This window comes from Chitinophaga sp. ARDCPP14, assembly GCF_051362515.1.
Taxonomy (GTDB): domain Bacteria; phylum Bacteroidota; class Bacteroidia; order Chitinophagales; family Chitinophagaceae; genus Chitinophaga.
The window spans coordinates 319,024-344,264 of the sequence record NZ_JBKIXB010000005.1; the positions used below are offsets into that span (position 1 = coordinate 319,024).

Here is a 25,241-nt window from a genome sequence, read left to right on the forward strand (position 1 = left end):
CGTTTCTCCCAGGCTACATTTTATTGATAAGCGCAATAATTCCTTCGTTTTCGATGATCATCATGCCTTGCCGGTCTTCGGTGATACCTTCGTGTAAAGTGTAAGTGTACCTGGGCACATTGCCTTCCAGCACAGTAGGCATGAACCGGAACTGCACATTGGGAAGGTCTTCCAGCGCTTCCCCTACTTCGATGATATGAGTGGATACGATAAACAGGCAATTGTTGTATTCGGAGAACCCTCTCGTAACGGCCAGAGTACCATCAAAGGCGTCTTTCACGTTGGTGCCCTTAAACAATTCATCGAACATCAGCAGCAGGTGTTCGCCGGTGGCTGCGGCCAGCGCAGCATCCTTCACCCTTACTACTTCTGCGTAGAAATGGCTGTACCCCATCGCTATGTTGTCGGCCACGTTGATGCTGGAGAAGATGCCTTCCCGTACCGAAAACACCATTTCGGAAGCGGCCACCGGGAAACCGATATGCGCCATGTACATACCGATGCCAATAGATTTCATCCAGGTAGACTTACCCGCCATATTGGCTCCCGTAAGAAACAGTACATTGCTGCCCTCCATCATTTGTATATCGTTGCCCACTGCTTTTGAAATACAGGGATGCCTCAGCCCCCGGGCATGGAACAGGTTTTCGGTTTTCTCCACTGCCGTTGCATAACAAAAATGCCGCTCCCGCGATACATTGCTGACTGCGATGTATACATCTGTTTCCGCAATGAACTGCAGCACGTCTTTCATAGCTTCATTGTGCCGGTTGCGTAGCAGGAAATCGTACTCGGATACCGTCCCCGTCGACATTGACTTGTAGATGTCGCTGTCCAGGATTCTGCGAATATCCTTTTGGTGCATGATGGCCAGTAAACCTTCCACACGGTCCTGCAAAGGACTGTTTTCGAGCTTCAGCAACTCCAGCAGTCCGAAACACTTCTTCAGTGTTACGATCGTCGCCTGCAACTGCAGCAGCGTATTTTTGAAACGACCGTCTTTCGTGAGGCCCGCCAGTACTTTTTGCAGTTGTATATCCACCGCTACCGCCCATTGCGATTTTCCTGCCGTAGTATCGATATATTCCCGCATCAGGGCAACCTGGTCGGCCTCAAAAGGAAATGCAACACCCTTCTCTTCAAAAAACTCAAAAATCGCTACCCGCCGGTTGATCGCGTTGGCATCATTCAGTGGATGGAAAAACATCTCATCCATCAGCTTCTCCCCGATCCGTGTTCTCACTTTATTGAATAAAAAGTATACGGACCCCTGACGGAATTTTCCCATGAGGTTCAGCTCCCCTATCGATTGGCGATCTATTTTAAAACTCATAATTGCTTATTTAATTTTTTTCCGCCTTTGTTTCCGTGCTTAAGAATGTCCAGTATACCTTCGTTATTAATGATAATCATTCCATGCTTATCATTGGTAACGCCTTCCTCGAGGGTATACGTGTATTCAGGTACAGTCCCTTTCATCACGGTGGGCAGAAAATAAAATGCGGCACTTTCTTTTTTCCGCAACTCGTCTGCCGCTTCTATAATATGGGAGGAGATGATAAACTTACTGTCTTTCCGGTTGGTAAACGCATTACACACAGCCAGGGTTCCTTCCAGGGCATCCTTCACATTCGTACCGCGGAATAATTCGTCGAACAATACAAACAGTGATTTTCCTTCACTCAGTTCCTGCCCTATTTTCTTCACCCGCAACACTTCTGCATAGAAGTGGCTGGCCCCGATGCCCAGGTTATCAGGCAGGTTGATCGTAGTATATACGCCGTCCATCACGGAAAATTCCATGAAGGCCGCGGCCACCGGGAAGCCCATATGCGCGATGTAAACGGCGGTACTGAACGAACGCAGGAAGGTAGACTTCCCGGCCATATTGGCTCCCGTAAGAAAAACCAGGTTACGGGAAGGTCCCATATGCAGACTGTTAGCCACCGCATTTTTTAAAAGCGGATGGTATACACCATCCACTTTTAAAATGCTGGTGCCTTTCGGGTGCACCACGGGGAATACCATGTTATGCTTCAGGGTAACCTGCGCCACTGAAACATACACATCGATATGATAAATAAAATGCAGCAGTTGCAGCACCTTTCTTTTCTCCTTACTACGGATCAACACATCAAAAGCCGTAACGGCAGCGAATGAAATCCTGGCATTCGGTTTTTCGTTAAACACCGGTATAAAAACCGGGTCATTCAATACCCCGATAGCCGCCAGCCGTTCTTCCTCCAGCTCCTTCACCCCCGCCATTTCGGGCGACTCCAGGTATTTTCTGAGTGCATGGAAAAGATCGATGATGGAAATAATCCCATTCTGTACTTCCTTCTCGCTGAGCGACACTTTTGTTCCGCCATCCGGGTTATCGTCAAAAGAGATGTATTTCTCGGCCTGGTCCAGCATAGCGCCATCAAAAGGAAAGCTGGCCTTCATTTTCACGAAAGCAGTAATGATGTTGATCCGCTTGATGATCGCTTCCCTGTTGTTCAGTGGCTTCCTGAACATCGCTTCCATAATGGTTTGCCCGCCACGGGTAAACGAATGATTATAAATATCGTAAATACCTTGCGTGTCTGCTTTCGAAAACAACCGCAGATCATCCATCGTCTGCATATCTGTCTGCAAATACATAATTATACTTTTTATGAAACAGTTAAAGTACCCGCTATTTGCGTTTTCTTCGTATCAGTATGATGATACCTGCCACCAGGATCAGGGAAGGTATAACATATTGAAGTATCGTCTTCAATGTTTGCGCCGGGGCCTTTTTGATCGTCAGCCATATATCTGTAGGCACTTTGAAATTATGGTAAACCGGGTATTTGTTATCAACCGTATAGCTGTAGAACGCATTGCCATAATCCCTTCCATCCCCTCTCGCCGCAGACATCATGTCCGCATCGCTGGAAATAATGATCTTCTGCAATTTGTTGCCAATTTTGCGGGTAAGCTGCAGGCCCACAGGATAAGGCGCTTCCCTCCTGTAATCCCCTTCCGCGGTACTGAATACCGGCGCTGCGGAGTCCACTACCAACAAGCCTCTTTCTACCCAGGTATTTTCATTGTTATGTAAAGTGGTAATCTGTTCTACCTTAAATCCGGTGGTATCAGAATAGCTTAATACACTGGCGCCAACGATAGCGGTATAGCAAGCTTTGACGATACCGTTTCTCAGGTAGAAAAACGGCTGCTCATCTGCCATATCCGAACCTTTCTTAGCAATCAATCCTAAAAACTTGTGCGGCATATCCTGCGGGTTCACCTGTACAATGGTGCCTTCATCCGCATTTACCCCCACATGATTCAGAATAGGGTTCATGATAAACTGCTTGCCTGGTTCGGAATAGAACATAGCATTTCCTCCATTGTCGATATACCGTTTAACGCTATCGATAATGGCATTATCCAATAATGATTTCGGATCGGAAACCACCAGTACATCGTTGGGCTTAAACCTGCCGGAACCCACCGCCGGGATGGTGTCGAAATTCAATCCCATATTAATCATCGCGCCCCTGGAAGCTTTATTGACTGCATGGTTCCCATATTCCCGTTCTCCGAACTTCAGCGGCGAACGCTCATAGTGCCCGGTAAGAAATTTAAACGTAGGTGTTGTATCATTCACTAAACGCAGCAAGCTGCCGGAAACATGTTTCTCATACGGAAAAACCTCCGGGTCGGGGTACGTTCTCAGGATCGTCTTTTTCCCTTTATACTCCACCTCCATCAATAAGCCTTTCGCTTCCGATTCCAGGTTGATGATCTTCCTGATTTCTGCCGGCTTTTTATATATCGAGAGATCGGTTTTATACATTTCCGCATACTTCTCCGCGATTTCATCCAGCGTTTTACCCGGATATGCCTGGAATATTGAACTGTCTCCCTCGTTTACATCGTAATAATACACATATTTAAACTCCATATTGTTATAAAAGCGTCGGTACCTGGCCCAGAAGTTCCACAGATATGCATTGCGCGCAGTAGGCAAACCACTGCCGAGGTTATACCCTAACAGGTTAGTATACAGCGTTACCTTCAGTGGCGATCCATCCAGCTGTTTCAATACGCCCTGGGTATTTTCATGCAGTGTATTTATCTTGCCTCTCGTCACATCCCAATAGCCGATCAACCTGGGCAGGGAGGTAACAACGAGTACAACAACCGTTATCGCGAACGCCAACAGGTATCTGCCTGCCGATACACGCCACGACTTCGACTCAGTAACGGATTTCGTTTTGATGATGGTGAATATGATAAAAAGGGAAATAATGCTAAAGAAGTAGACAAGGTCCTTTGTGGTAATCAGGCCAGACAGAAAGCTCTCCACTCTTCCCGAGCTGGAAAGGAAATAGGTGACATCCCTCACGTAATCCGTTCCCTGGAACAGCATACCCAGCATAGTAAACATGATCAGCACCACAAATGTTCCGATCCCGGCAACAATCGGATACGAGGTTAAACTGGAGATATACATACCTACCGCCACATACATTGCCGCCAGTAAAAAGAACCCGAGCACCATGGACATAATATGCGGGAATTCTGCATTCTTAATAGAAAAGGTCAATATGAGCACCTCCGCCAGGAAAATCAGGATCATCAGGCATACAAAACTGTATACACCCAAAAACTTACCCAAGACGATCTGGCGTGTTTTCAAAGGCGACGAATGAAGCAACTTAATGGTTCCGGCAGAATATTCACGGTTAATCACACCCATAGTCAACAGCGGAATGAACAAAAAGAAGATCATCATCACCGTATCGAGTCCTTTGCCGATCACCACCCGGGTTAACGGCAAATTGAGAAAACCATTGAAAGCACTCCCCTGCAACTCAAGGAAGGTGTCCTGCTGTAACGCAGTTTCCGCCAGGTTTCCCATAATGATGCCCCCACTGGACATCAGGAATAAAATCAATATAAACCATGCGATCGGCGAAAAGAAAAAATATCGTAATTCTGCCCGCGCTATATTAAAAACTACTCTCATTAGTGTAATGTTGAAGAAGAATTTGATGATAATTGTTTGAATACATTGTCCATACCGGAAGATTCGATATGAATAGAAGTGAGCCTCCAGTTTTTCTCTGCACTCTTCCTCACAATTCTTTCAGCCAGATCGTCGTTGGGCTGGAAATAGATCCGGCATTTGTTATCCGGCAGCAACTCTACTTTCTGTACATCTTCCATCGCCATCAATTCTTCCGGCGGAGGCATATGGAGCATTCTCACCATCATGGTATTGGGCTGAAGAATATTATTGAAAGCATCGAGGGTATCAGAAAACACCACCTGCCCGGATTCGATCATGATGATCTCTTTGGCGAGCAGGTTAATTTCGGACAATACATGCGACGACAACAATACCGCACGGTCCTGCGCAATTTCCTTGATCAGTTTCCTTGCTTCAATGATCTGGTTGGGATCAAGACCGTTGGTAGGTTCATCGAGGATTACCACTTTCGGTTTATTGATGATGGATTGCGCGATGCCCACCCGCTGGCGGTATCCGCCCGACAAATTCTTTATAAGACGTGACCTCATCTGTGTAATGGATGTTTTCTCCAGTACTTCATCCACGGCGCTTTTGATAAGACGCCTGTCCATTAACCTCAGCTGCGCGGAATACTCCAGGTACTCCTGCACGGTAAAATCCAGATACAGGGGCGCCTGCTGCGGTAAAAAGCCGATCTGCTTTTTATATTCAATAGGATCATCTTTGATGTTCAAACCATTGATGGAAACATTCCCTTCCGTTTGCAGCAAGGTGCCGCAAATGATATTCATGGTGGTAGACTTGCCTGCTCCGTTCGAACCCAGCAATCCGACAACACCGGTATCATTGATCTCAAAATTTATTTCGCGTATGGCCCAGGAACTGGCATACTTATGCGATAGGTTCTCCACCTTTAATATAGGCTGCATATAATGTTACTTATGATTAAAAACTTGGATTAAAAATGACCGATAGTTTTTGCCCTGGCCGAAAAAACACCTTCTGAAGTCCATGTTCCGGTTACCAGCATCGTACGTGCCTTAAACAGCCATTGGGTATTCGGCGTAGTAGTACCCGGGGCAATATTTTCGCTGGACAAGGTGGTCAGTGTGAAGCCTGTTGCATGATCCCTCACTTCAAAACGGAAGTTGTTTACGGATACATTAGCAGGAACCTTTATAAAACCGGACAGCTGTTCATAAGCGAGATCGGTGACCATAGTGCCCGGTACCGGCTCCAGCTGTACCACATCGATCGGCCTGTTATCGAAAAGATTAATAATCCGGAGGTTCACCACACTGTCATTCAGGCTACGGGAAGGAAGTTGTTCCTTCACCGTTTTTTGTTGCACTTTCGCCGGACTACCATACACAAAATGCGTATAGATCCCGCCAGGCTCCAGTTGCAGCGTGGTTTTCAGAAAGGGATTATTGGACTGGAGCGTATCGTAGTTTCTGAATACCGTAACTGGTTGGTTCATTTTATCGGTAGCATAATCAAAAGAGCCGCCGCTGACAATATATGACAGCCTGTTGTAGTATTTTGGCTGTGAATTTCCAAAATAGGCTAACAGAGAGGAGGTATTGTCGTTAACGCCATTCACAATCGTCAAAGACGCCGGAAATATCTCTTCCCGTAACTCCTTCTTACAGGAAGTACCGGCAATCAGCATCCCTCCGGCTAACAGGACCGCTTTGAAACATTCTTTATAGCTGAATTGAAACATCTTGCTTGATTTATATAGTGATCAACTTTTTATTAGTAGCCGGCATTCTGGGAGAGATGGTTGTCCAGGAGAATTTCGTCCGGCGGAACGGGGTATAGCAACTGATGCTGACTCCACGGCTGTTTGTAAAATATCTCCGAAAGCACCTGCGTGGCCTTGTTCGTCCTTTTCAGGTCCAGCCAGCGATGTCCCCACTCTGCAAACAACTCTATGCGCCTTTCCTGCGCGATGGCATCCGTTACCTGCTGATCGGTTAAAGTATAAGGAAGACCATTCAATCCGGCGCGTAACCTGATAGCGTTCAGGTCATCGATCGCAGCATTTTTATTGCCCGCACTCCGCAACATATTCGCTTCCGCCCTGATCAGGTACATTTCTGCAAGCCGCATCACTACATAATATTCGGACCTGAACCCTCCCAATTCGAAGTTGGTGGTATTGATCTTATACTTGGCCGGAGAAAAACCGGCAGGTATTGATGTACCGCCGGTGATAGCCGTCGTCCATGCCGCTTTCCTGTTGTCGCCCGCTTCGAAAGCATTCATCAGCGCCGGCGTGAGATACCGGCCTGTCATGGAAATCGCTTCTGGCGTGGCATTGCGCCGCGTCGCTGAAATATTGGTCTGCTTCAACTGGAAAATAACTTCCCGGCTGGATATACTGAACACGTTGTTCAGACTTTCCAGTTTAAACAAGTCTGTCCGGCTGATCACGTCGTTCGCCTGCTGCCAGGCTTTTTCATAATCCCTGGTAAAGAGAGATACCCTTGCCAGCATTGCCTTAACATACCATTTATTGATCCGGATGCGCTCCGTGTTGTTGCCATCGTAATTTTCGGAAAGATACCCTGACGCCTCTTCCAGGTCGTTGATGATTTGTTGGTATACAGCGCCAGGGCTGGCAGAAGGGAGTTTTACTGTATTATTATAATCGATGGATAAAGCGAGGGGGATTTTTTCGAACAGGTTTACCAGGTAGAAATATCCCATTGCCCTCACTGCCAGCGCTTCGCCCAGCACCCGTTTCCGGTAGTCCTGCGTAAACTCATTTGACGTAGCAGCTTTTACACCTTCTATCAGCGCATTGGCATTGAAGATTGCCTTATAGGCCGTCTTCCATATTTTCGTGGAATATCCAGGGTTCCGCAATGTAATCCTGGCGGCCATCTCTACATAGTACTGGTAGTCCCCGCTGAGCGAAGGCTGATATAATTCATCCGCCGAATGCCCGGCAGCCAGCGTAACTCCCCCGGCGCTGTATAAATCGCTGCCCAGCTGCTCGTACGAATTGACTTCGAGTTCTCCTCCGCTGATCAGGTAAGAATACAAACCATTGAGCGCAATGGATGCCTGATCATCGCTCTGGAAAACCTGGTTGGTAGTAATCGAATTTACCGGGTCCTTTATATCCAGCAATTTATTGCACCCCGTTACCAGCACGCCGGACAACAGCATACCGGTTGCATATATATTGAAAGCAAATCTTTTCATACGATTGATTTTAGAAACTTAATCTCAGGTTAGCGGCAATTCTTCTGATCTGCGGTGTAGTACCCAATTCAACATCCGACATCCTGTATTGCGAGAATTTGAAAATCTTTGATGAATTCACGGAGACCGTTCCCTGCGTCATGCCTACTTTCTTTAACCATGCTGCCGGCAGCATGTACGACAAACTAAGATTGTCCAGGCTGACATAAGCCCCTTTGGCATAGTAGGCATCCGACCCGGAAAATCCGCCGCTGTTGAAAGTGGAATACTTGGTGTAAAGCGCTTTGTCGCCCGGTTGCTGCCAGTGCCTGTCCTGGACCTCCTTATACATCACCATGTTGGCCACATTCCCGTACCCGAGATTATTCAACTGATCTGCGACCAGGGAATTTTCGAAGCTGAATTGTGCATCCAGCGACAACACCCGCTTGAAATCTACCCGGAAGCCCATCCCACCGAAATATTTAGGGTTCAGGTCAATCACCCGGTAATGATCGTCCAGCTCCGTATCAGGAAAATTCGTGGAAGATATTCCAACAGGTTTCGCCCCATCCCCGTTATAATCCTCAAACTCAGGTGTTCCTTTCATTGGGTTGATGCCGATATAGTGCGAGTAGGACTTGGCGGTTACAGAAGTCCCTATCCTGTACATATCCTTGTAAGGAGAATCTTCCAACCCTTCGAAAGCTACCAGCGTATTATTGTTCTTACTTACCTGGAAACGTGCGGTCAGGCCCCAGGTCTTCGTGTTCAAAATCGTTCCATCCAACATTAGCTCCACCCCTCTGTTCCGGATAACAGCGGGCCAGTTTCCCACCACAGAAGCAAACCCTGTGAATGCCGGCGTGGTAATGCTTGTCAGCTGCTTTCCGTCCCTGTTGATGTAGAAGTTACCTTCAATGTTCACGGTGCTGTTGAAAAATCCCACCCTGGCGCCTACTTCAAACTTGCTGGCGCTGGACCAGCTGTATTTCTGGTTAACGGGTTGTATGAGCGTATAAATAGTCTGATCGTCATAATCCGGCAGTTTGTCCAGAATGCCCGTTGGAATGTTCGACCAGCGCGAGAGGTATTGATAATCGCCCACATTGGCATTCCCCATCACGCCATAGGTAGACCTGATTTTGGCAAACGAGAACCAATCCATGCCGGCATTTTTAAACCATTCTTCATTAGATAAAACCCATGACACCCCTGCAGATCCGAAGTTCCCGAAACGGGCCCCGTCACCGAAGCGCGAAGAGCCATCCCTCCTGCCGTTTAAACTAACGATGTACTTATTTTCCCAGTCGAATGCCACCGTTGCCAGCAACGAAGCAACTTTCAGCTGGGCATAATTATTCATTGCCTGCAGCACCTGGGCATTCGAGTAGCTTTTGATGAGGTTATCGTTCGAGAACATCATCGCTATCGTTGTTATCACATCCTGATCGGCATAACTGTAGTCTGCTGCCAGTGAAGCCGACACCCTGGCGCCGCCGAACAGTTTAACATAGTTGATACTTGGCCTCACCAGCAGGCTCTTTCCGGAACCATTACCAAAAATTGCCATGCTCATGGGAAAATACATGGGATCTTTCCCGGCTTTAGGCATATAGTAGCCGGATTTATTGGAGAAAAATTCCCCGCTAAAGCGAACACCCGCCGTCAGGTCCTTAAATATTTCGTAAGTAAACCCAACATTGGTCTGACTTTTCAGCGTTTGATTCTCTCCCCAGTTTTTAATATCCCTGAATGGATAAATGCTCCCATACTGGTTCCTGTACGGCTCAAAATTATATTGCCCGTTCTCATCATAAATCCCGGGAGCATTGGGCGCCAGCGAGTAAAAGTCCAACGTAGCGGCAGTTTCATTGTTGGAATAGGTACTGTTGGAAGAAAGTTCCACCATCAGCTTGCCGTTCGGACTGCGATGGTTGAAAGACAATCCCACTGTTAAACGATCGTTCCCTCTCCCCTGGTTATACATCTCCGTTGTGGAGGTATATCCCACACTCACGCGGTAGGTATTCTGCAGCAATCCACCTTCCACACTCAGCTGTACATCATTCGACTGCTCATTTTTGAAGAAGACACGTTGCCAGTCGGTATAGGCTTTGGGATCCCAGATCGTGAGATCCGGGGCATTATCCCGGGTAGGGAGAACTGCATCATTCAGCATCGCTTCCCTTCTCACCGCCAGGTACTGTTCTGTGTTCATCATATCCATGTAGCGCTGCACGCCCGAAAACACTTTGGAATAGCTTACGTTAAACCTGGTAGGACCTGGCTTTCCTTTTTTGGTAGTGATGATGATCACGCCGTTGGCGCCCCTGGAGCCATACAACGCGGTGGCATCCGCATCTTTCAGTACATCCACACTTTCAATGTCCAGGGGATTGATCATATACAAAGGGCTTTCAGTAGTTGAATACCCGCCGCTAACCGGTGTGCCTGCACCCAATGGATTAACGGATAAAGTAGCAATCGGTAATCCATCAACCACATACAGCGGATCTGTAAACATGTTTTCGTTCAGCACATTCCGTCCGCGTAGCTCTACTTTCCTCGCTCCTGCCGTGTTGGCCGATTGACTGATCCGGAGGCCAGGGACGCGGCCTGCGATCGCGTCCAGCACATTTACGACGGGTTGCCTTTCAATATCACTGGCTTTCACCGTGGCGATATTAGCGGTGCCGATTCTTTTATTGGTAGTACCCAAAACAGTGATCTGCACTTCATCCAGTTTGTTTTCAGAAAGCACCAGCTCCGTGTTATATGCCCTGGCAGCAAAAATGGGTTCAGTTATTTTAAATAGATGGTCCACATAGCCGATATAGCTGATCCGCATCTGGTCGCCCACCTTCATCGGCACCTGGACCGACCCATTCCCTGCGGTCAGATAATTCCGCTTGTCGGTAAGATTGCTAATGGTAGCGCTGACCAACGGCGTGTAACCGGAAGAATAGACATAGACCGTGATCGATTCCTGTTTCGCCGGCACCGTATCAACGGGCGGACTGGCTACAGCCGGCCTGGACTCCTTCTGGGATACCAGGATGTTTTTGTCGATGATCTTGTAGGTCAGTGACTGGTTCTCAAATACCTTGTTGAGAAAGGCTCCCAGGTCAATTCCCCTGGCAGTGATGGTGACCGGTTTTGCCACTGATAAGGCAGTAGCCTTGTACAGGAAAACATAATCGGTTTGCGATTCTACAGCTGCAAAAACTTTTTCCAGTGCAACGTTTTTACCATTAAAATTGATGCTCTGTGAAAGCCCTCTGGCAGATACCTGCAACAGGGCAGCGGTAAGGAGAAAGAATGTTAGCTTCATAACTAACAGAGATTTGGTTGAGCCACGTTTCCATCCATAGGGAACCCGTATGCAATAAGAAATAATTAGCATAGCTTTGCATCGTCCGTCCTTTTCATAAAGGGCGGAATGTTTAAGTGAATAAATAAGCAGTCTTTAACCTGATTGTGATGATTACATTACTTGAACATCTACCGGGAGTGTCGCAAGCACTTCCGGTTTCGTTTTAAGCAACCTCTTTTATTACTTGCTATCTTACATACAAAATATTTCCCTTCAGTTCGAAATTCACATCCATCGTTTCCAGCACTTCTAATACATTAGACAAATTGGTATTGCGGTGCATTTTCCCTTTGAAGATGACATTATCCGGCTTCCCAACGTATTGTACATCTATATTGTACCATCTTTCCAGCTGGCGCATTACACTGTATAAATCCATGCCGTCAAAATTAAACAGGCCGTTTTTCCATGCGATCACGTTGCCCGCATCAGGCGTTTCCGTTACGGTCAGCGTAACTCCCTCCGATGCATCCGGTTTGCTTAAAACCCCTGTCTGGCCGGGCACAAGTACCTGGGGAGGCGTGGTGTGCTTATCGCCTGCCAGCGGCGTTATTTTCACAGCGCCGGTCAACAGGGTTGTGCGGATTGTTTTTTCGTCATCATACGTGTTCACATTAAATGAAGTACCCAATACTTCCAGTTTCATCTGACCGGTTTCCACTACAAATGGCTGCCAGCTCTTGCTGGCTACTTCAAAATAAATCTCCCCGCTGATTTTCACCCTTCGTTCCCCCGCTTTGAAAGCGACCGGGTATTGTATAGAAGACTCGGCATTCAGCCATACTTCCGTTCCATCGGGAAGAGTGACGTGGTACTGGCGGCCCTTAGGTGTGGTAATGGTATTATGGGCCTCCCCGTCTGTTGCGGCGGAAGCGTCGTATTTAAGCTCGTTATTGCTCAGCGAGATTTGCGTTCCGTTCTGTGTAGCGATTTTTCCTTCGCCCAGGCTGTCCAGTACCAGTTGCGTACCGTCTGCCAGTGTCAGGATAGCGCCGTTTTTACCCGGTGGAATGTCGTGCAGGGCGGATTTCCGGCCAAAAGGATCAGCATTTTGCGCACCAGGTGTGAGGAGGAAATAAGTGGATATGCCTAACCCCAGCACAAGTACCGCGGCCGCCCATTTCCAGGTGCGAAGGAACTGCATCCGGCGTATATTTGATTTTGCAGGTTTGTTAGAAAGAAAACGTTCCATCGCAGCGGTTTCATCAAACCGGGCCATGGCCCGCACATTTTGCTGTTGTATGTCGGTATTGTTCAATTCCATCCATAACTGCCGGTTCTCGTCGCTGGCAGCGATCCACGCATCCAGCTGATCCTGCTCGTCGGCCGTAAGCGTGCCCTGTTGCGAACGGGAAATAAGCGCAGCTATGATGAATGGATCGTTTAAAGAAGACCCCATGTCTGATGTGTTTATCTTATTACAACATGGTGTCCCGATCGTACCAAAAGAACCAAAAAAAAATTATGAGTGGAGGGAAAACGACAAAAATAAGGCTACTACAGCCGGCGACACGCGCATTCTCAGCAGCTTCATGCCCCTGGTTTTCTGGTTTTTAACCGTTTGGAGTGAAATAGAAAGGATTTCGGCGATCTGTTCGTTCTTCAGTCCGTCGATGTAACTCATACGGACGATCTTCCCGCATTGTTCGGGCAGGTTGCTGATCTCGCGGTAAATTACCCTGAACACCTCCATGCGGATGATATCCAGGTCCTCACCTGTGGTGGCCTTTTCCTGCTCGTGAAGGAATTTAGCCTGGCGTTCCTTGCTATGCTGTGCCCCTTTCAGGAAATTAAGGGCTGCATTACGTGTAGCCTTGTACAGGAAATCCTTCAGATGCCGGAGATCCTCGAACGCATATGGCTTCTGCCATAATTTTTCAAAAACGTCCTGCACAATATCTTCTGCATGCCCAGGCTCACCGATGATAGATTCGGCGTAATGGCAAAGGGCATTATAATACTCTTTAAAGATATAAGAATAATGCAATGTATCCCCCGAAGTCAAGCCCCGCAAAAGCTGATACTCATTATTAAAAGATTTCCGCGACAAGTTTGCACCCCGATTTTAGTTGAAATGTAAAAATAGTCAAAAAATCAAGCTATAAAAATGCAATTGAGGAGTGGGATTTTTTCCGGTCTTAACCAAAAAACTATATCCACATCAACAAAAATCGTAAATTGATCATGATAGTTCTGTTCCTGTTTGTAACTTAAAGTTAACTGATCATGAAGTTTAAACTAATTTTATCGTTTTTTCTTTTAACCACCTGTTTTGTTTCATTTAGTCAAGATATGCCATCCGGAAAATCCCAAAATCACGACATTGCTGTCACTGAAAAAGGCTTAATAAAGATATCCGTCATGTATCCATATGCCGAGGGTAAAACTTTCAATATGGAGTATTATGAAACTAAGCATATGCCCATGGTGGCTGGTTTCTTAGGGGCAAACCTGGTTAAATATACTATTGAAAAAGGGCTTTCCAGCGGTATTCCTAACCAACCTTTACCCTTTATGGCTATTGGTACGTTCTATGTAAAAAGCCTGAGTGAATATCAGGCGGCTATTGCTCCAAACAGGGATGCGATTCGTGCAGATTTTATAAACTACACCAATGTCGTTCCTGTCATTTTGGTGAGTGAGGTGGTAAAATAAGCTAACATAGCGATTTATTTCCGGCATGTATTTATAAGGAAAAACAAATAAATTTGTGGCAAAAAAAATGGAAACCCAAACAAGCCAGGTTACTGTAGAAGAGGAAAAGCAATTGATCCTACTTACACTTAATGATTATCTTCAAGGACGCCCGGTACTGGATATCGAAAGGATCCGGGCGGCGTTTCACCCTGATGCCAACATCAGGACCGTCATAGATGGAAAGTTGGTTCAGTGGGCGCTGCCACAATACCTGGACCTCGTTGCCCAGGCAACAATACAGGAATGCCAACCCGAACTCATTTCATTTACCTGGGACGGAGACACTGGCTCAGCCCACGTGCAATTGACTTTTGCCACCTTTCGGTTCATTGACCGGTTTAACCTGATAAAGTTAGACGGGAAATGGCTGATTGTGGATAAGGTTTCCTATCGGCAGGAATTACCGTGAGAAGTCGTTGGCAAGAGCCCCTCCTGCTTCTATAGAAAGAATTATAGGTTAAAAACAAAAACCCGTTTCTACTGAGTAGAGACGGGTTTTTCTAAAATCCAGTGATCACAGCACTACTTTCCGCCAACACTAAGTGAAAACTCCACTACTTTTGACGGCAAACATTGGTGGTCGTCACAGGCCATAAATTCCACGCATCCTTTAATCTTAGTGGCCGCCTTCCCCTTTAGCATTATCTGCTGAATAAAATTAACTCTTCTCTCATAGTACTTCAATTCTGTTTTAAAATTATCGTCATAAGCTTTCTTCAAAGTTCCGGATTCCTCAACTTTTCCCACGAACGTAACCAACGGATTCTTATTAAACCGGAATGAAGTAGGAATGGGGCCTTCTCCGGTTTCCTGAGCATAGATATGCCAGCGTACATCAATATTCGCTGTCATTTGCAGTTCGATTCGCTTTTCATCGATTTTCTTTGCACTAAATGTCCATTTTACGGGGTTCTCGATTTGCGCACTGGCAAGATGGGATAGTAAAAGCAGGAAAACTGCAACCAATAGATGTCTCATATATATGTTTATTGATTCAACATTCATTTTTAGTACTGTAATTAGACACTACTCACTAATAAAGTATCAAAACAGCCGTTCGTCCCTACCTTCATTAAAAAAAATTTCAGGTCATTCCATAATTAATCTAAACTACCATATTGGATTACCACAAAAAATACTACTTTCAAAGTAATTTCAAATTGCCATCAAAAAAGATTCAATGGTTAAGGCATGTCGTACAAAAAGTGCTATACCTGCTGTATATGCAGTCGGAGATGAAAATAAAAACCAGTGCCGTTAATCAATGAAGAAAGAAACCGGTAAAAAAATAATGTATGTGCTTGCAGCGATGCTACCAGTGCTAACCGGGGTATTGTTATATCTGGTGGTCAGTGCGCTGCCGTTTATTGATAAAAGAATGCGACTGCCGGCGGTCGCCACTGGTTACCTGCTGATTACAGTCATACTTTGCATGGTCTCTATTTACAAGCCCGCATTTAAATTCTCCATGATCTGGGCAGGTGTATTAATATTCGTGTCGCTTTTTATGACCGAAGACCTGCTCTGGCCAGCCGCCATACTGTGGCACAAGCCTTTGGCCCTTATTATTGCTATCGAAATCATGTTGCTGCTGGTTCTCGTTATCGCTATTATCCGGGTTTTCCGTTTAACCCCGGCGACACTTCGCAAGGAGCTTACTAACAACCATGAGCCACTTTTTTATAAGATTTTTGCACTACCGATGCTGGCATTCGGAGTGTTTCTCTGTTGGAGAGCATGGGATAAATTTGTTTGCACGGGTATCTACCTGTTACCCGGGAAAAAAGTTCATATCACAGCGGTGGTTACCAGCAATGGTGCTGTAAGAGGAAAATATTACTATCACCGGTATTGGAATATGCAATTCCCGAACGGGAGCAGGGAGAAATTCTGGGTGTATGCCGCTGCCAATACAGAAGATGGTTATAAATGCAGCACCAACCCTGATCCCGGACCAGGTACGGTAGTATACATCACCGGCCGGGAGCACTTTCTCGGTTTTGCCTATGAAAGTGTTGATAGCATCAAAAGTGAAAAGGGGGAACGGATTTGTCCCCATTGAGAAGGAAGATTGAATCAACAAAACATTCACCCAGACAGACATCTCACGACAGATGATAACACCGTACAATCATGGCAAAATTGAAAAAACTATTTCCTATCTTCTGCATGCTGATCGTTGCACTGTCGTGTGATGAATCAAAATTGTCTAAAGGCCCTGTAGCCAGCCTCTCGCTCATCCGCGCAGAAATCAATATCACACAACGTTTACATAGCAAGATCGAAAACCAGGTGGTGGTCATTTTGTCCGATGAAGAAGGGAAGACCATTAAAAACGATTCTATTAAAATCTATGTGAACGGGGCCGAAGTAAAGTACACGGTCAGACAAGGACTCTATTACACATCCAGCACTTATTATTTAAAGGATAGTGCTAATCCAAAAAACAATCAATTCAATTTTGAAATAGCGCTTCCGGATGGTAAAAAATCATTCCTGGCCGAGGTGGATGCCCTTGACCTGGTGAATGGTCAAAACATCAGTTATACTGAAAAAGGGAATCTCAATAAGGATTATGAAATAACCTGGAAAGAGCTGACCGGCGTAAATTACCTGGCCATCGAGAGAACCCTGAAAGTAAAAAAACAGGAGGAGCCCAATATTACTACCTATGAGGAGCATATGCCAGATACGATCAGCATTCATTCTGAAGGGCGTCATGTGGTATCTAAGTCAACTTTTGATAGTCCAACGCACCAGGTCAACATACTCTCGTTCAGATTTATTGCTCAAAAAATTGGAAAAGTAAGTCCTGAGCTGGCCAAAGGTAGTAGTATCAGTATTATAGGGAGTATTGAAAGAAGTGCGTCATTTGAGTAGCTGCGTAAGCCTAAGAGAATACTATACATTAAAGGATACAGCTGAGTATCCCTCATCATACGAAGCTTCTATAATGGCAGTAGCTATTACCCTTTCGCCAGAATACGGATTCCTGCCATGTGAGGTAAGCATGTTGTCGAGAAAAATGATATCTCCCTGCTGATAAGAAAATACTACTTTATTTTTTTCATACGCTTCCCATATGCTCCGATATTGGTTATAGCTGATATCTGAACCATCCCCGAAAAAGGTATCAGAGCTGAGATAATCCTCCGGCAGATAACTATTATGATCAAGCCCTACTTCCTCGTAACGGGCATATTTATTAAAGAAAAGGACATGATTGAACCACATCTCCTCTCCGGAAACAGGATGACGGTAAACAGCAGGTTTCACCCATTCTATAACAGCATCGTTCCTGCCCGTAAAAACGCAGGTAATGTCATTTCTTTTACATATACCTAAAACCTCCTCTTTGTCGTTTGTCTGAAACACTTCCTGCCAGGGCATTCCAAGTCCCTCCGACAAATTCCGGCGATACTTTACCCCTGTTTCCCGGAACCTGGTCAGCAGCTCCGGAGGAATATCGGACAGTACAAGGCGAGAATCTGCCAGGGGTGTCTCCCCGCCCTTTTCAGCAGGCACAAGACAACAGAAAACGATCTTCCTTCCCCATACGCGACTGTATGAAGTTTCATTATGCATGTTAATGGGCCTCTCCTGCGGATATGTTGTAGACAGGTAAATATTTTTGATATCAGATGAAAGTTCTTTTCTTGGGGAAGACCTGAACAGATAAGGAAGCGGATCAGTGTTAAAACAATTCATGAATTCTTTAAAGTCCGCAGAGGTCCTGATATTAAAACCTCTGAACAGTATGCCTCCGTGTTTTACCAGATCGGATTCAAAAACTGTCTTATTGGCGTTCATCCAACTTACAAGATCCCCATTAGGCTGCGAAGAACTGATTACAAGAGGCATGAGCCTGGTTTCATCATTCAGGGATGATCTGTTCACACCGGAAATGACGGTGTCTATGGTCGTTGCCGGACCTGAAGGTATGTTGTCCGAAAAATTGCTTTCCATTATTTTACTTTAATGATGATCAAAAGCCAATAGCCCCGCCAAATATTATTGCCTGCGTATCCCATCTTGCAAAATTATTTACTCCATATCTATCTTCATTTCGTAATTGAAGTTTCTAAAAACACGTCCTTGCCCAAACATCCCATTATTCACTGCAACTGCCTTGCGTTCCATATTATTAATCATAATTGTACGATTACGATAATCCATCTCAAAATAGCTTATCATATTGAGTACATACTCGTCTGTCACATGATACAACAACACACTTCCGGCATTATTATCGGGTAATCGTATATTGCAGCCATCAAATATAGTTGCGTCATATACAACATCGCGGGCTTCATCCTGCAACTTCAGATCGCCACCCTCTTTTTGCCAACACCCTTCTGTCCAATAATTTTCTTCCAGATCAAACAGGTACTCGAATTGCTCTCCTTTTCTCTTATTATTTATCACAGTACCATATTTGAATCTGTAATCCTCAAATAATATCAACACCTTTGTAGTAACCGCATTAACGGGATTGGCTTCACTTACATAAGCAGCTTTTATCCTGGAAAGGAGTTTTTGCCTGTCATACTTCTCTTCATGACCAATGGCATCAAGGTAGAATTTCTCCCTGATCTTCCATTCCTCTACGCCTGCAAGCCGGAGACGGTTTCTGAAGTCTACATCTTCCCATCCGTAAACAGACATCCTTTCATCGAACCCACCTACCTGCAGGAAGTCGGCCTTGTTCACACATACAACGCCCGCTACACCGGGATGTAACCCCAAAGGTCTCATAAACACCTTTTTATTCGTCCTGAAAACCTCATCGATATAATATACAAACCTGTTTCCTGTGAAATTGTCCGCATTTATATTACAAACAATATCACCGGAGGCAAGTTTGAACGCCATATTTTTGGCATGGCTATGGTTGAACTCCAGAGGATCAAATGTTTTATAGTAAACTAATGCGCCCCTTTCTATGTGATCCGATAAATTGTTTTTCACCCATTGCTCCATATCATCGCCCGAGTTATAGTCAAGCAACAGTACTTCCAGCCCAGGATACCCGGTATTATTAGTAAGATTCTTTAACAAGGTTTCCTTTAAATGGTATAATCTGTTCATACAGATAATGCAGAATGATATTTTCCACGGACCATATTCAGAGAGTGCTCTTTGTTTAACAAGCTCGTTCTCCAGCATATTTTAGATTTTAATACAGCAGATCATACTATTCTGAAATGCTGCTGTTTACTGCCAGTAAATGATTAGCCGGACCATTGTTCTCTGGCGGCAGCTCTTTTCCAACAATATAATTGCCGATCACCAGGTGATCTAATTTACAGGAGTGAAAGAAGTCAAGGGCCTCTGCCGGCGTTTCCACAATAGGCATTCCCCGTTTGTTCAGCGATGTATTCAGCAGCAGTGAAATACCGGTTAATGCTTTAAATTCAACCAGGAGCTGATAAAACTCAGGTGACCAATCTGCTGTTACGGTTTGTATCCTGGAAGTATTATTGCGATGCACAATACTTTGTATCTGCTGATGCCATTCCGGCTTTACATCATCTACCAGGATCATATAAGGACTCTCCCGGTCGGTCATAAAATATGTTCCTACATCTTCACGTAATACAGCAGGGGCAAAAGGACGGAAGTCTTCCCTGAACTTGATCTCCGTATTAATATAATCCCGTACGCCACTATTCCGGGGATCAGCTAATATGCTGCGTCTGCCCAGGGCGCGCGGCCCAAATTCAGCCCCTCCCTGAAACCAGCCAATCACCTTCCCTGCTGCCAGCAGTTGCGCTGCCTGTTTGATATAATTATCACTGTAAATAACCTGCTCTATAATACTTCTGTGGAGCGTTCCGTTAAAAAGCTCTTTGTTGCCAAATACTTTTCCCAGGTCCACTACTTTACCGAGGAGGCCAATAGACGGAGGATGAGAAACCTGTACATTGCCTGCATCCAGTAAAATACCGGAATATAAAGGATCCATAATCACAGCACCCAACTGATGCGCATCAATGTTTACAATGCAATCCGCACGGCCTTCACCATCCACTTCTATATAAACCCCGCTGTCACTGACCTTCAGCTGGTATCTGCAGTAATCACTGATGTTGAATTCAATCAGGCTTACCGCTCCCTTCGCCTTCCCGGTGGCAGCATGCTGTTTTATCAAACGGAAAAAGTTGTCGATGCGCGTCCTGATATTATCCCGGTGATGCGTATTGGAATAGGAGTAGATGGCCTTCTTTACTTCTTCCTGCGAATAGGTTTGGCCAAAGCAGGTAGACCTGGACGCCTTTATTTTCCGCTCCCTTTTCATTACTTCCAGCCAGCCATAATAAGCACACCCGATAGCAATACCGTTGTCACCGGCGGCAGGCTGAATATACAAATCACCAACCCTGGTATTTTTCAAAATAAGGTTATTGGCTACCGCATTCAATGCTACGCCGCCGGCATAGCATAATTTGTTTCCCACTCCCCTGTTTAGCCGGTCTTCCACCAGGTATAAAATTGCCCTTTCTATCTCCTCCTGCATTTTATACGCAATATTGGCATAGTAGGTAAAGTTTCTTTTAAATTCACTATGCGTACCGGCCGGTCTGTTCAGTGACTTCATCAAATCATAGTTAATAAAAACCCGGCCGCCCCGCAGATGAAATATATCCTCCTTTATCACACCAGGATTCCCATATGGGGCAAGTCCCATCAGCTTTCCTACGTCACTCATATTCCTGAAGCAATAGTGACTGATAGCCTGATAGGCACTTCCCAGAGAATGCATGGTATAAGGTGCTACCGGCGCATTTTTATAGAAAACCCCGTAAGGGGAAAAATCTTTTATAACAGGTGTAAGGCACCCGTTCTGATAGGTATAAAAGCTATCTTTCTCAAAATACAAGTGGGATACATCTGCATGAATTTTTTCATTGTCAGGAATGAATGCTCCTTCCAGATCCATGCATTCGCAGAAAGGACTTCCCGATCCATCTATCACCAGTACATTAAAATCTCCCTCAAACGGGCTGGTACCAATGGTACTATAGGCATGCGCCAGGTGATGAGAAATGGTGACAACAGGAACTTTTACATCATCCGTAAAAATCCTGGGACCTTTGAAACTTCCATTACCATAATCGAAGCTTCCGCCATAAAGCGCATTCTGAACAACCAGGTCCACCTCATTTATGGTGATGCCTGCCGCATTCAAACAGTATTGAATGGCAGCGGTGTCATTCATTCCGTCATGCTTCTTCCTTGTTATCCTCTCCTTTTCAATAGCAACACAAATCTCCCCATCCTTTAACAGGCAGGCTGACCCATCGTGCGAAAGGTTTGTACCAAGTACATAAATTGGTTTACTCATACGATTTGATAAGTTATTGACTCTTCTATTTTGAAATAGCAGAGGATGATTTAATACAGTCCGTGATGATTTCCGCCATTTTCTCAGGATGCTGATCGATAAAGAAGTGCCCACCGGGCAAAATACTACCCTTAAACCCCGCCCTGGTAAATGCCTTCCAGTTGGTGATATTCCCGGCATTCTCCTCTTCGTTCCCCATGATAGCCCAGATAGGTGTATTAACAGGTGGAATCCTGCTTAGCTGGCAATTTTCAGATAAATGGAAGTCTGCTCTCAAAATGGGTAATATAAAATGCAGGAAGTCCCTGTTATCGAGCAACTCAGCCGGTATCCCTCCCATCTTCCTGATCGCTTCTATCAAATCCTTATCCGCCAGCAGGCTTTTAGTTTGCTGAGCTTTTATCCCCGGGCCGGCATTGCCGCTTACAATAAGATGCCCGGGCGACTCCCCTACCTCTTCCAGCATACTGCATACTTTAAATGCAAGAGAAGCGCCCATACTATGCCCATATAGCAGGAAACCGGGATACTCCACACTGTCCAATACCTTATTAAAAAGATCAAGGGCGGCGGCTTCAAAATCAACCAGAAGGGGTTCAGCCATCCGCCTGCCTCTGCCAGGCAATTCTACGGGAATAATATCTATATCCTCCAGCAAAGAGAGGATGGGCTTGAACGAATAGGAGCTTCCTCCGGCAAAATGTATAACAAATAACTGCGTTCCTGACATATGACTGAAATACGATGAAATAATTAATGATCTTTTAGTTTAACATCATCCACCAACCTGGAATAACACTGTTCCATAAACTGATTTATGTATTGAATAGAAAAGAGTTCCTGCGGACTGGCAGCAGTCCGTAACTGAACATGAACGGCATCAACGAACCGCGGCCAGAACAACCCGGCCTCCAACCCCAGGGCCCTCGCTTCCTCTGCATAAATATGGTACCCATTCACATTGTCAATCAGCCCGTCAACATCCCATACCGCTTTGTTATCTACTATCCATACACAATCCACGGCTTCTCCCCATTGGTGCCACGACAAGCCCGGTATTGCGTTGGTTAACTTTCTTCCGGCTTGTGGTCCCACCATAGCGATGCAGCTGGCGAGAAAGTATGCTCCCTCCTTTTCCAGTTCTTTCAACCTGCTGCTGACTTCCTCCTCAGATCTTGACTGCCTCCAGTATTTTGCCTGGACAATGGGATTACGGATACCTTCGAAAGGGCGCATTATCACGTTTCTGTCGAGGCATTTCCCGATCAATGCTTCAACCTTCACTTTGAATTCCGGAATAAGATGCTCCAGGTATTTATTTGACATATTTTTTTATTAGATTTCGGAGATTATTACATACTAAAAAAACAGACCCATAGGATTCAATCAACACACCATGAAACAATACCCTCTATCCCCAAGGCAACTGGAAGACTGGAAATATAATTATAACCTGAAGCCCGGTGTTCCACCCACCATCATGAGAATTGAAACTGATCTGGCCGGCATCGATATCGGCACACTGAAATCCGCCTTCTCTTCGTTAATACAAAAACATGAAAGTCTGCGCACCACCTTCCGGGTAATTGAAAACCAGGTTATACAGCAGGTAGAAGAACTTTCCGGCAAATTTGAACTGATGTATGTGGATGAATATACCCCTTCCTCTCTGCACACGCTTTCTGAAATGGTTATCAGGGAAATGAAGGACCTGGAAAACGGACCTCTGATCAGGGGAATAGCCTGTAAAAAAGAAGCCGGGCTTTACAGGCTACACATTATCGTCCATCACATCATTTCGGACCAGTGGTCTGTCAACATCATCAAAAATGACCTGCAGCAATTGTACCTCAAACATGCCAACAACCAGGTAACACATTATGAAATACCATCCGAACAGCTCGGAGCCTATATACTTTCCAAAACAGCGTTCTACAATGAACATCACGACAACGTAATCAGGTACTGGGAATCAAAACTGCAAACAAAAAGCTGGCATTCAGACTATGATATCATTCACCGGAACCTGCTGTCACCTCCGCCAGCCGAACAGGCTTTTCCATGGAAGGGACTGACAGGCACAGACCTTATCGCAAACCCCACGGGAGAAGCATATACTGCTGCTATCAGCGAACATCTCTACGAACGGCTACAGCAACTTCGCTATAATGAAAAATCCAGCATGCTGAATATCCTGCTTACTGCCATTAACCTGCTAGGTGCAAAGCTGACCAATAACCGGCAAATACTGATACAATGTCATCATGCCTGCCGGCAGGAAGCTATTACCGCGAATATCATAGGCAACTTACTGGGTAAGCTGCTTATTTTTACCGACATCCATCCTGATGAAAGCATTTCAGCGTTGATGAACCAAACAAGCCACCGTTACCAGGAAGCAACCTCTCATATTATATTCAGTTCAGAAAAACTAAATCCTCTTGAGCTCACTACAGGCAACTTCCTGTTCTTTAACTTTCTGCCAAAGGAAATGCAGAATAACTCCCTGTATAATTATAAAGAACCCGCCTTTAGCAGCAATGTCTGGGCAGAATCTCCTTTAGTTTGCCAGGCGTTTGAATACAAGAATACCGTGGTGCTGAAATGGTCTTATCATCTTCAATTTTTCAACCGGACACTTATTGAACTCCTGGCAGCGCAATTTGAAGAGATACTGGAGATGATGACCGGCGATAGTCAAACCGATGTTAAAAGCTTCTTAAATAACCTGGATTAGGTCAGGGGAATACCTGCCCTGCGTTGCTCCAGTTCAAAATTGAGATCTCTTGCGGTACATGACATAAACACTTCCGCTTCCGGGATGTTGTGCTTTTGGAGGAAATATAACTTGTTGTGATGCTCCTGACGCAGTTTCTCCGTTGTGTCACTGAAATGCGGGCAATGCAGTGAAGCTGCTTTCCTGTTCAGTACAAAGCGAACATTATTCTTGTAGATACGGTAGCCCAGATCGATATCCTCCACGCCCCATCGTTGATCATAAGCAGTATCAAACACACCGGTCCGTTGCAATTCACCCGATCTCACGGACAAATTTCCAGTCCAAAACATAGCCCATGGCGCCTGCAGGGCCATAATATCATCACCACAGGCAGCATAAACGGATTCCCTGATATCCAGGTATTTATCTCCGGCAATAAACCTGTTGATCGTATCCCTGGGGTTCAGCAGATCAATCTCTTTCAAAAGGGTTTCACCGGGATCATATACTTCTTCAATACCCAGCACATAGCCGATCACGACCACGTTCTGGTCTGCGTGCGACGCCAGGTGTGCGCTGATACAGCCGGGATCCAGTACAATGCCGGAATCAATAAACAACAGGATCTCTCCTTCTGCATTGGCAATTCCCAGGTTTCTGGCCGTTGCCACCCTGTAGCCGTCATCCTCCTGGAACAGGTACTTCAATGGAAAATTGCCCTCGTATTTACTGACAGTCTCCCTGGTGTTATCCGAGGACCCGTCATCCACTACAATCACTTCAAACAGGGATTTATCCAGTGTCTGGGCATTGATACTCATTAATGTGTAGTCTAACAGATATGCCCTGTTGTACGTTGGAATAATAATACTGATGCTGGGCGCCTTTTTGTTCATGATGC

At 45.5% G+C, this 25,241-nt stretch carries 21 protein-coding genes; 5 read left to right on the top strand and 16 right to left on the bottom strand.

Going from position 1 to position 25,241, the window contains the following annotated elements:
• Nucleotides 1-13: 13 nt before the first annotated feature.
• From ACLHR0_RS16355 to ACLHR0_RS16395, 9 genes are all read right to left on the bottom strand, one after another.
• Nucleotides 14-1,333 (bottom strand): MutS-related protein, encoded by a 1,320-nt coding sequence (locus ACLHR0_RS16355; RefSeq protein WP_436487972.1) that lies wholly within the window; start codon nucleotides 1,331-1,333, stop codon nucleotides 14-16.
• Complete coding sequence (locus tag ACLHR0_RS16360; RefSeq protein ID WP_436487974.1) at nucleotides 1,330-2,643, bottom strand: MutS-related protein; 1,314 nt, start codon at nucleotides 2,641-2,643, stop codon at nucleotides 1,330-1,332. Before ACLHR0_RS16360 ends, ACLHR0_RS16355 begins: the two co-directional genes overlap by 4 nt.
• A 34-nt stretch (nucleotides 2,644-2,677) precedes the next feature.
• On the bottom strand, nucleotides 2,678-5,002 hold the full coding sequence (locus ACLHR0_RS16365; RefSeq protein WP_436487977.1) for an ABC transporter permease subunit: 2,325 nt from the start codon (nucleotides 5,000-5,002) through the stop codon (nucleotides 2,678-2,680).
• Nucleotides 5,002-5,937, bottom strand: a complete 936-nt coding sequence (locus ACLHR0_RS16370; protein WP_436487979.1) for an ABC transporter ATP-binding protein — start codon at nucleotides 5,935-5,937, stop codon at nucleotides 5,002-5,004. Before ACLHR0_RS16370 ends, ACLHR0_RS16365 begins: the two co-directional genes overlap by 1 nt.
• A gap of 29 nt (nucleotides 5,938-5,966) precedes the next feature.
• Nucleotides 5,967-6,734: a hypothetical protein gene (locus ACLHR0_RS16375; protein WP_436487981.1), complete on the bottom strand. Its 768-nt coding sequence runs from the start codon at nucleotides 6,732-6,734 to the stop codon at nucleotides 5,967-5,969.
• Nucleotides 6,735-6,766: 32 nt separating this feature from the next.
• Nucleotides 6,767-8,224: a RagB/SusD family nutrient uptake outer membrane protein gene (locus ACLHR0_RS16380; RefSeq protein ID WP_436487983.1), complete on the bottom strand. Its 1,458-nt coding sequence runs from the start codon at nucleotides 8,222-8,224 to the stop codon at nucleotides 6,767-6,769.
• A gap of 10 nt (nucleotides 8,225-8,234) precedes the next feature.
• Nucleotides 8,235-11,537, bottom strand: a complete 3,303-nt coding sequence (locus ACLHR0_RS16385; RefSeq protein ID WP_436487985.1) for a SusC/RagA family TonB-linked outer membrane protein — start codon at nucleotides 11,535-11,537, stop codon at nucleotides 8,235-8,237.
• 229 nt (nucleotides 11,538-11,766) lie between these two features.
• Nucleotides 11,767-12,978, bottom strand: coding sequence for a FecR family protein (locus ACLHR0_RS16390; RefSeq protein ID WP_436487987.1), 1,212 nt, complete (start codon nucleotides 12,976-12,978; stop codon nucleotides 11,767-11,769).
• A 63-nt stretch (nucleotides 12,979-13,041) separates the two neighbouring features.
• Nucleotides 13,042-13,629: an RNA polymerase sigma factor gene (locus tag ACLHR0_RS16395; protein WP_436487989.1), complete on the bottom strand. Its 588-nt coding sequence runs from the start codon at nucleotides 13,627-13,629 to the stop codon at nucleotides 13,042-13,044.
• A 176-nt stretch (nucleotides 13,630-13,805) separates the two neighbouring features.
• Between ACLHR0_RS16395 and ACLHR0_RS16400 the strand changes: the two genes are divergently transcribed.
• A complete protein-coding gene (locus ACLHR0_RS16400) occupies nucleotides 13,806-14,234 on the top strand; it encodes an EthD family reductase (RefSeq protein WP_436487991.1) in 429 nt (142 codons plus the stop codon).
• A gap of 67 nt (nucleotides 14,235-14,301) precedes the next feature.
• Nucleotides 14,302-14,685 carry a nuclear transport factor 2 family protein gene (locus ACLHR0_RS16405; RefSeq protein WP_436487993.1) on the top strand — a complete coding sequence of 128 codons (384 nt, stop codon included), beginning with the start codon at nucleotides 14,302-14,304 and terminating at the stop codon, nucleotides 14,683-14,685.
• Nucleotides 14,686-14,798: 113 nt separating this feature from the next.
• Here the strand turns inward: ACLHR0_RS16405 and ACLHR0_RS16410 are convergent, their stop codons facing one another.
• Nucleotides 14,799-15,254, bottom strand: a complete 456-nt coding sequence (locus ACLHR0_RS16410) for a protein-disulfide reductase DsbD domain-containing protein (RefSeq protein ID WP_436487995.1) — start codon at nucleotides 15,252-15,254, stop codon at nucleotides 14,799-14,801.
• Nucleotides 15,255-15,540: 286 nt separating this feature from the next.
• Between ACLHR0_RS16410 and ACLHR0_RS16415 the strand changes: the two genes are divergently transcribed.
• Entirely contained in the window at nucleotides 15,541-16,338 is a 798-nt protein-coding gene (locus tag ACLHR0_RS16415; protein ID WP_436487997.1) for a hypothetical protein, read from the top strand.
• Nucleotides 16,339-16,409: 71 nt separating this feature from the next.
• Nucleotides 16,410-17,156 carry a hypothetical protein gene (locus ACLHR0_RS16420; RefSeq protein ID WP_436487999.1) on the top strand — a complete coding sequence of 249 codons (747 nt, stop codon included), beginning with the start codon at nucleotides 16,410-16,412 and terminating at the stop codon, nucleotides 17,154-17,156.
• Nucleotides 17,157-17,177: 21 nt separating this feature from the next.
• On the opposite strand, the gene ACLHR0_RS16425 is transcribed toward ACLHR0_RS16420, so the two are convergent.
• The 5 genes from ACLHR0_RS16425 to ACLHR0_RS16445 all read right to left on the bottom strand — a co-directional run bounded on the left by ACLHR0_RS16425 (nucleotide 17,178) and on the right by ACLHR0_RS16445 (nucleotide 22,947).
• Complete coding sequence (locus ACLHR0_RS16425; protein WP_436488001.1) at nucleotides 17,178-18,242, bottom strand: TauD/TfdA family dioxygenase; 1,065 nt, start codon at nucleotides 18,240-18,242, stop codon at nucleotides 17,178-17,180.
• 78 nt (nucleotides 18,243-18,320) lie between these two features.
• Complete coding sequence (locus tag ACLHR0_RS16430; protein WP_436488003.1) at nucleotides 18,321-19,442, bottom strand: glycosyltransferase family 2 protein; 1,122 nt, start codon at nucleotides 19,440-19,442, stop codon at nucleotides 18,321-18,323.
• A 28-nt stretch (nucleotides 19,443-19,470) separates the two neighbouring features.
• On the bottom strand, nucleotides 19,471-21,621 hold the full coding sequence (locus tag ACLHR0_RS16435) for a carbamoyltransferase family protein (RefSeq protein WP_436488005.1): 2,151 nt from the start codon (nucleotides 21,619-21,621) through the stop codon (nucleotides 19,471-19,473).
• A 25-nt stretch (nucleotides 21,622-21,646) separates the two neighbouring features.
• On the bottom strand, nucleotides 21,647-22,351 hold the full coding sequence (locus ACLHR0_RS16440) for a thioesterase II family protein (RefSeq protein WP_436488007.1): 705 nt from the start codon (nucleotides 22,349-22,351) through the stop codon (nucleotides 21,647-21,649).
• Between the two features lie 23 nt (nucleotides 22,352-22,374).
• A complete protein-coding gene (locus ACLHR0_RS16445; RefSeq protein ID WP_436488009.1) occupies nucleotides 22,375-22,947 on the bottom strand; it encodes a M15 family metallopeptidase in 573 nt (190 codons plus the stop codon).
• Nucleotides 22,948-23,017: 70 nt separating this feature from the next.
• Here ACLHR0_RS16445 and ACLHR0_RS16450 point away from each other — a divergent pair, with 70 nt between their 5' ends.
• Complete coding sequence (locus ACLHR0_RS16450; RefSeq protein WP_436488011.1) at nucleotides 23,018-24,358, top strand: condensation domain-containing protein; 1,341 nt, start codon at nucleotides 23,018-23,020, stop codon at nucleotides 24,356-24,358.
• On the opposite strand, the gene ACLHR0_RS16455 is transcribed toward ACLHR0_RS16450, so the two are convergent.
• Nucleotides 24,355-25,236: a glycosyltransferase gene (locus tag ACLHR0_RS16455; protein WP_436488012.1), complete on the bottom strand. Its 882-nt coding sequence runs from the start codon at nucleotides 25,234-25,236 to the stop codon at nucleotides 24,355-24,357. The two genes, ACLHR0_RS16450 and ACLHR0_RS16455, sit on opposite strands and share 4 nt — an antisense overlap.
• Nucleotides 25,237-25,241: the final 5 nt, after the last annotated feature.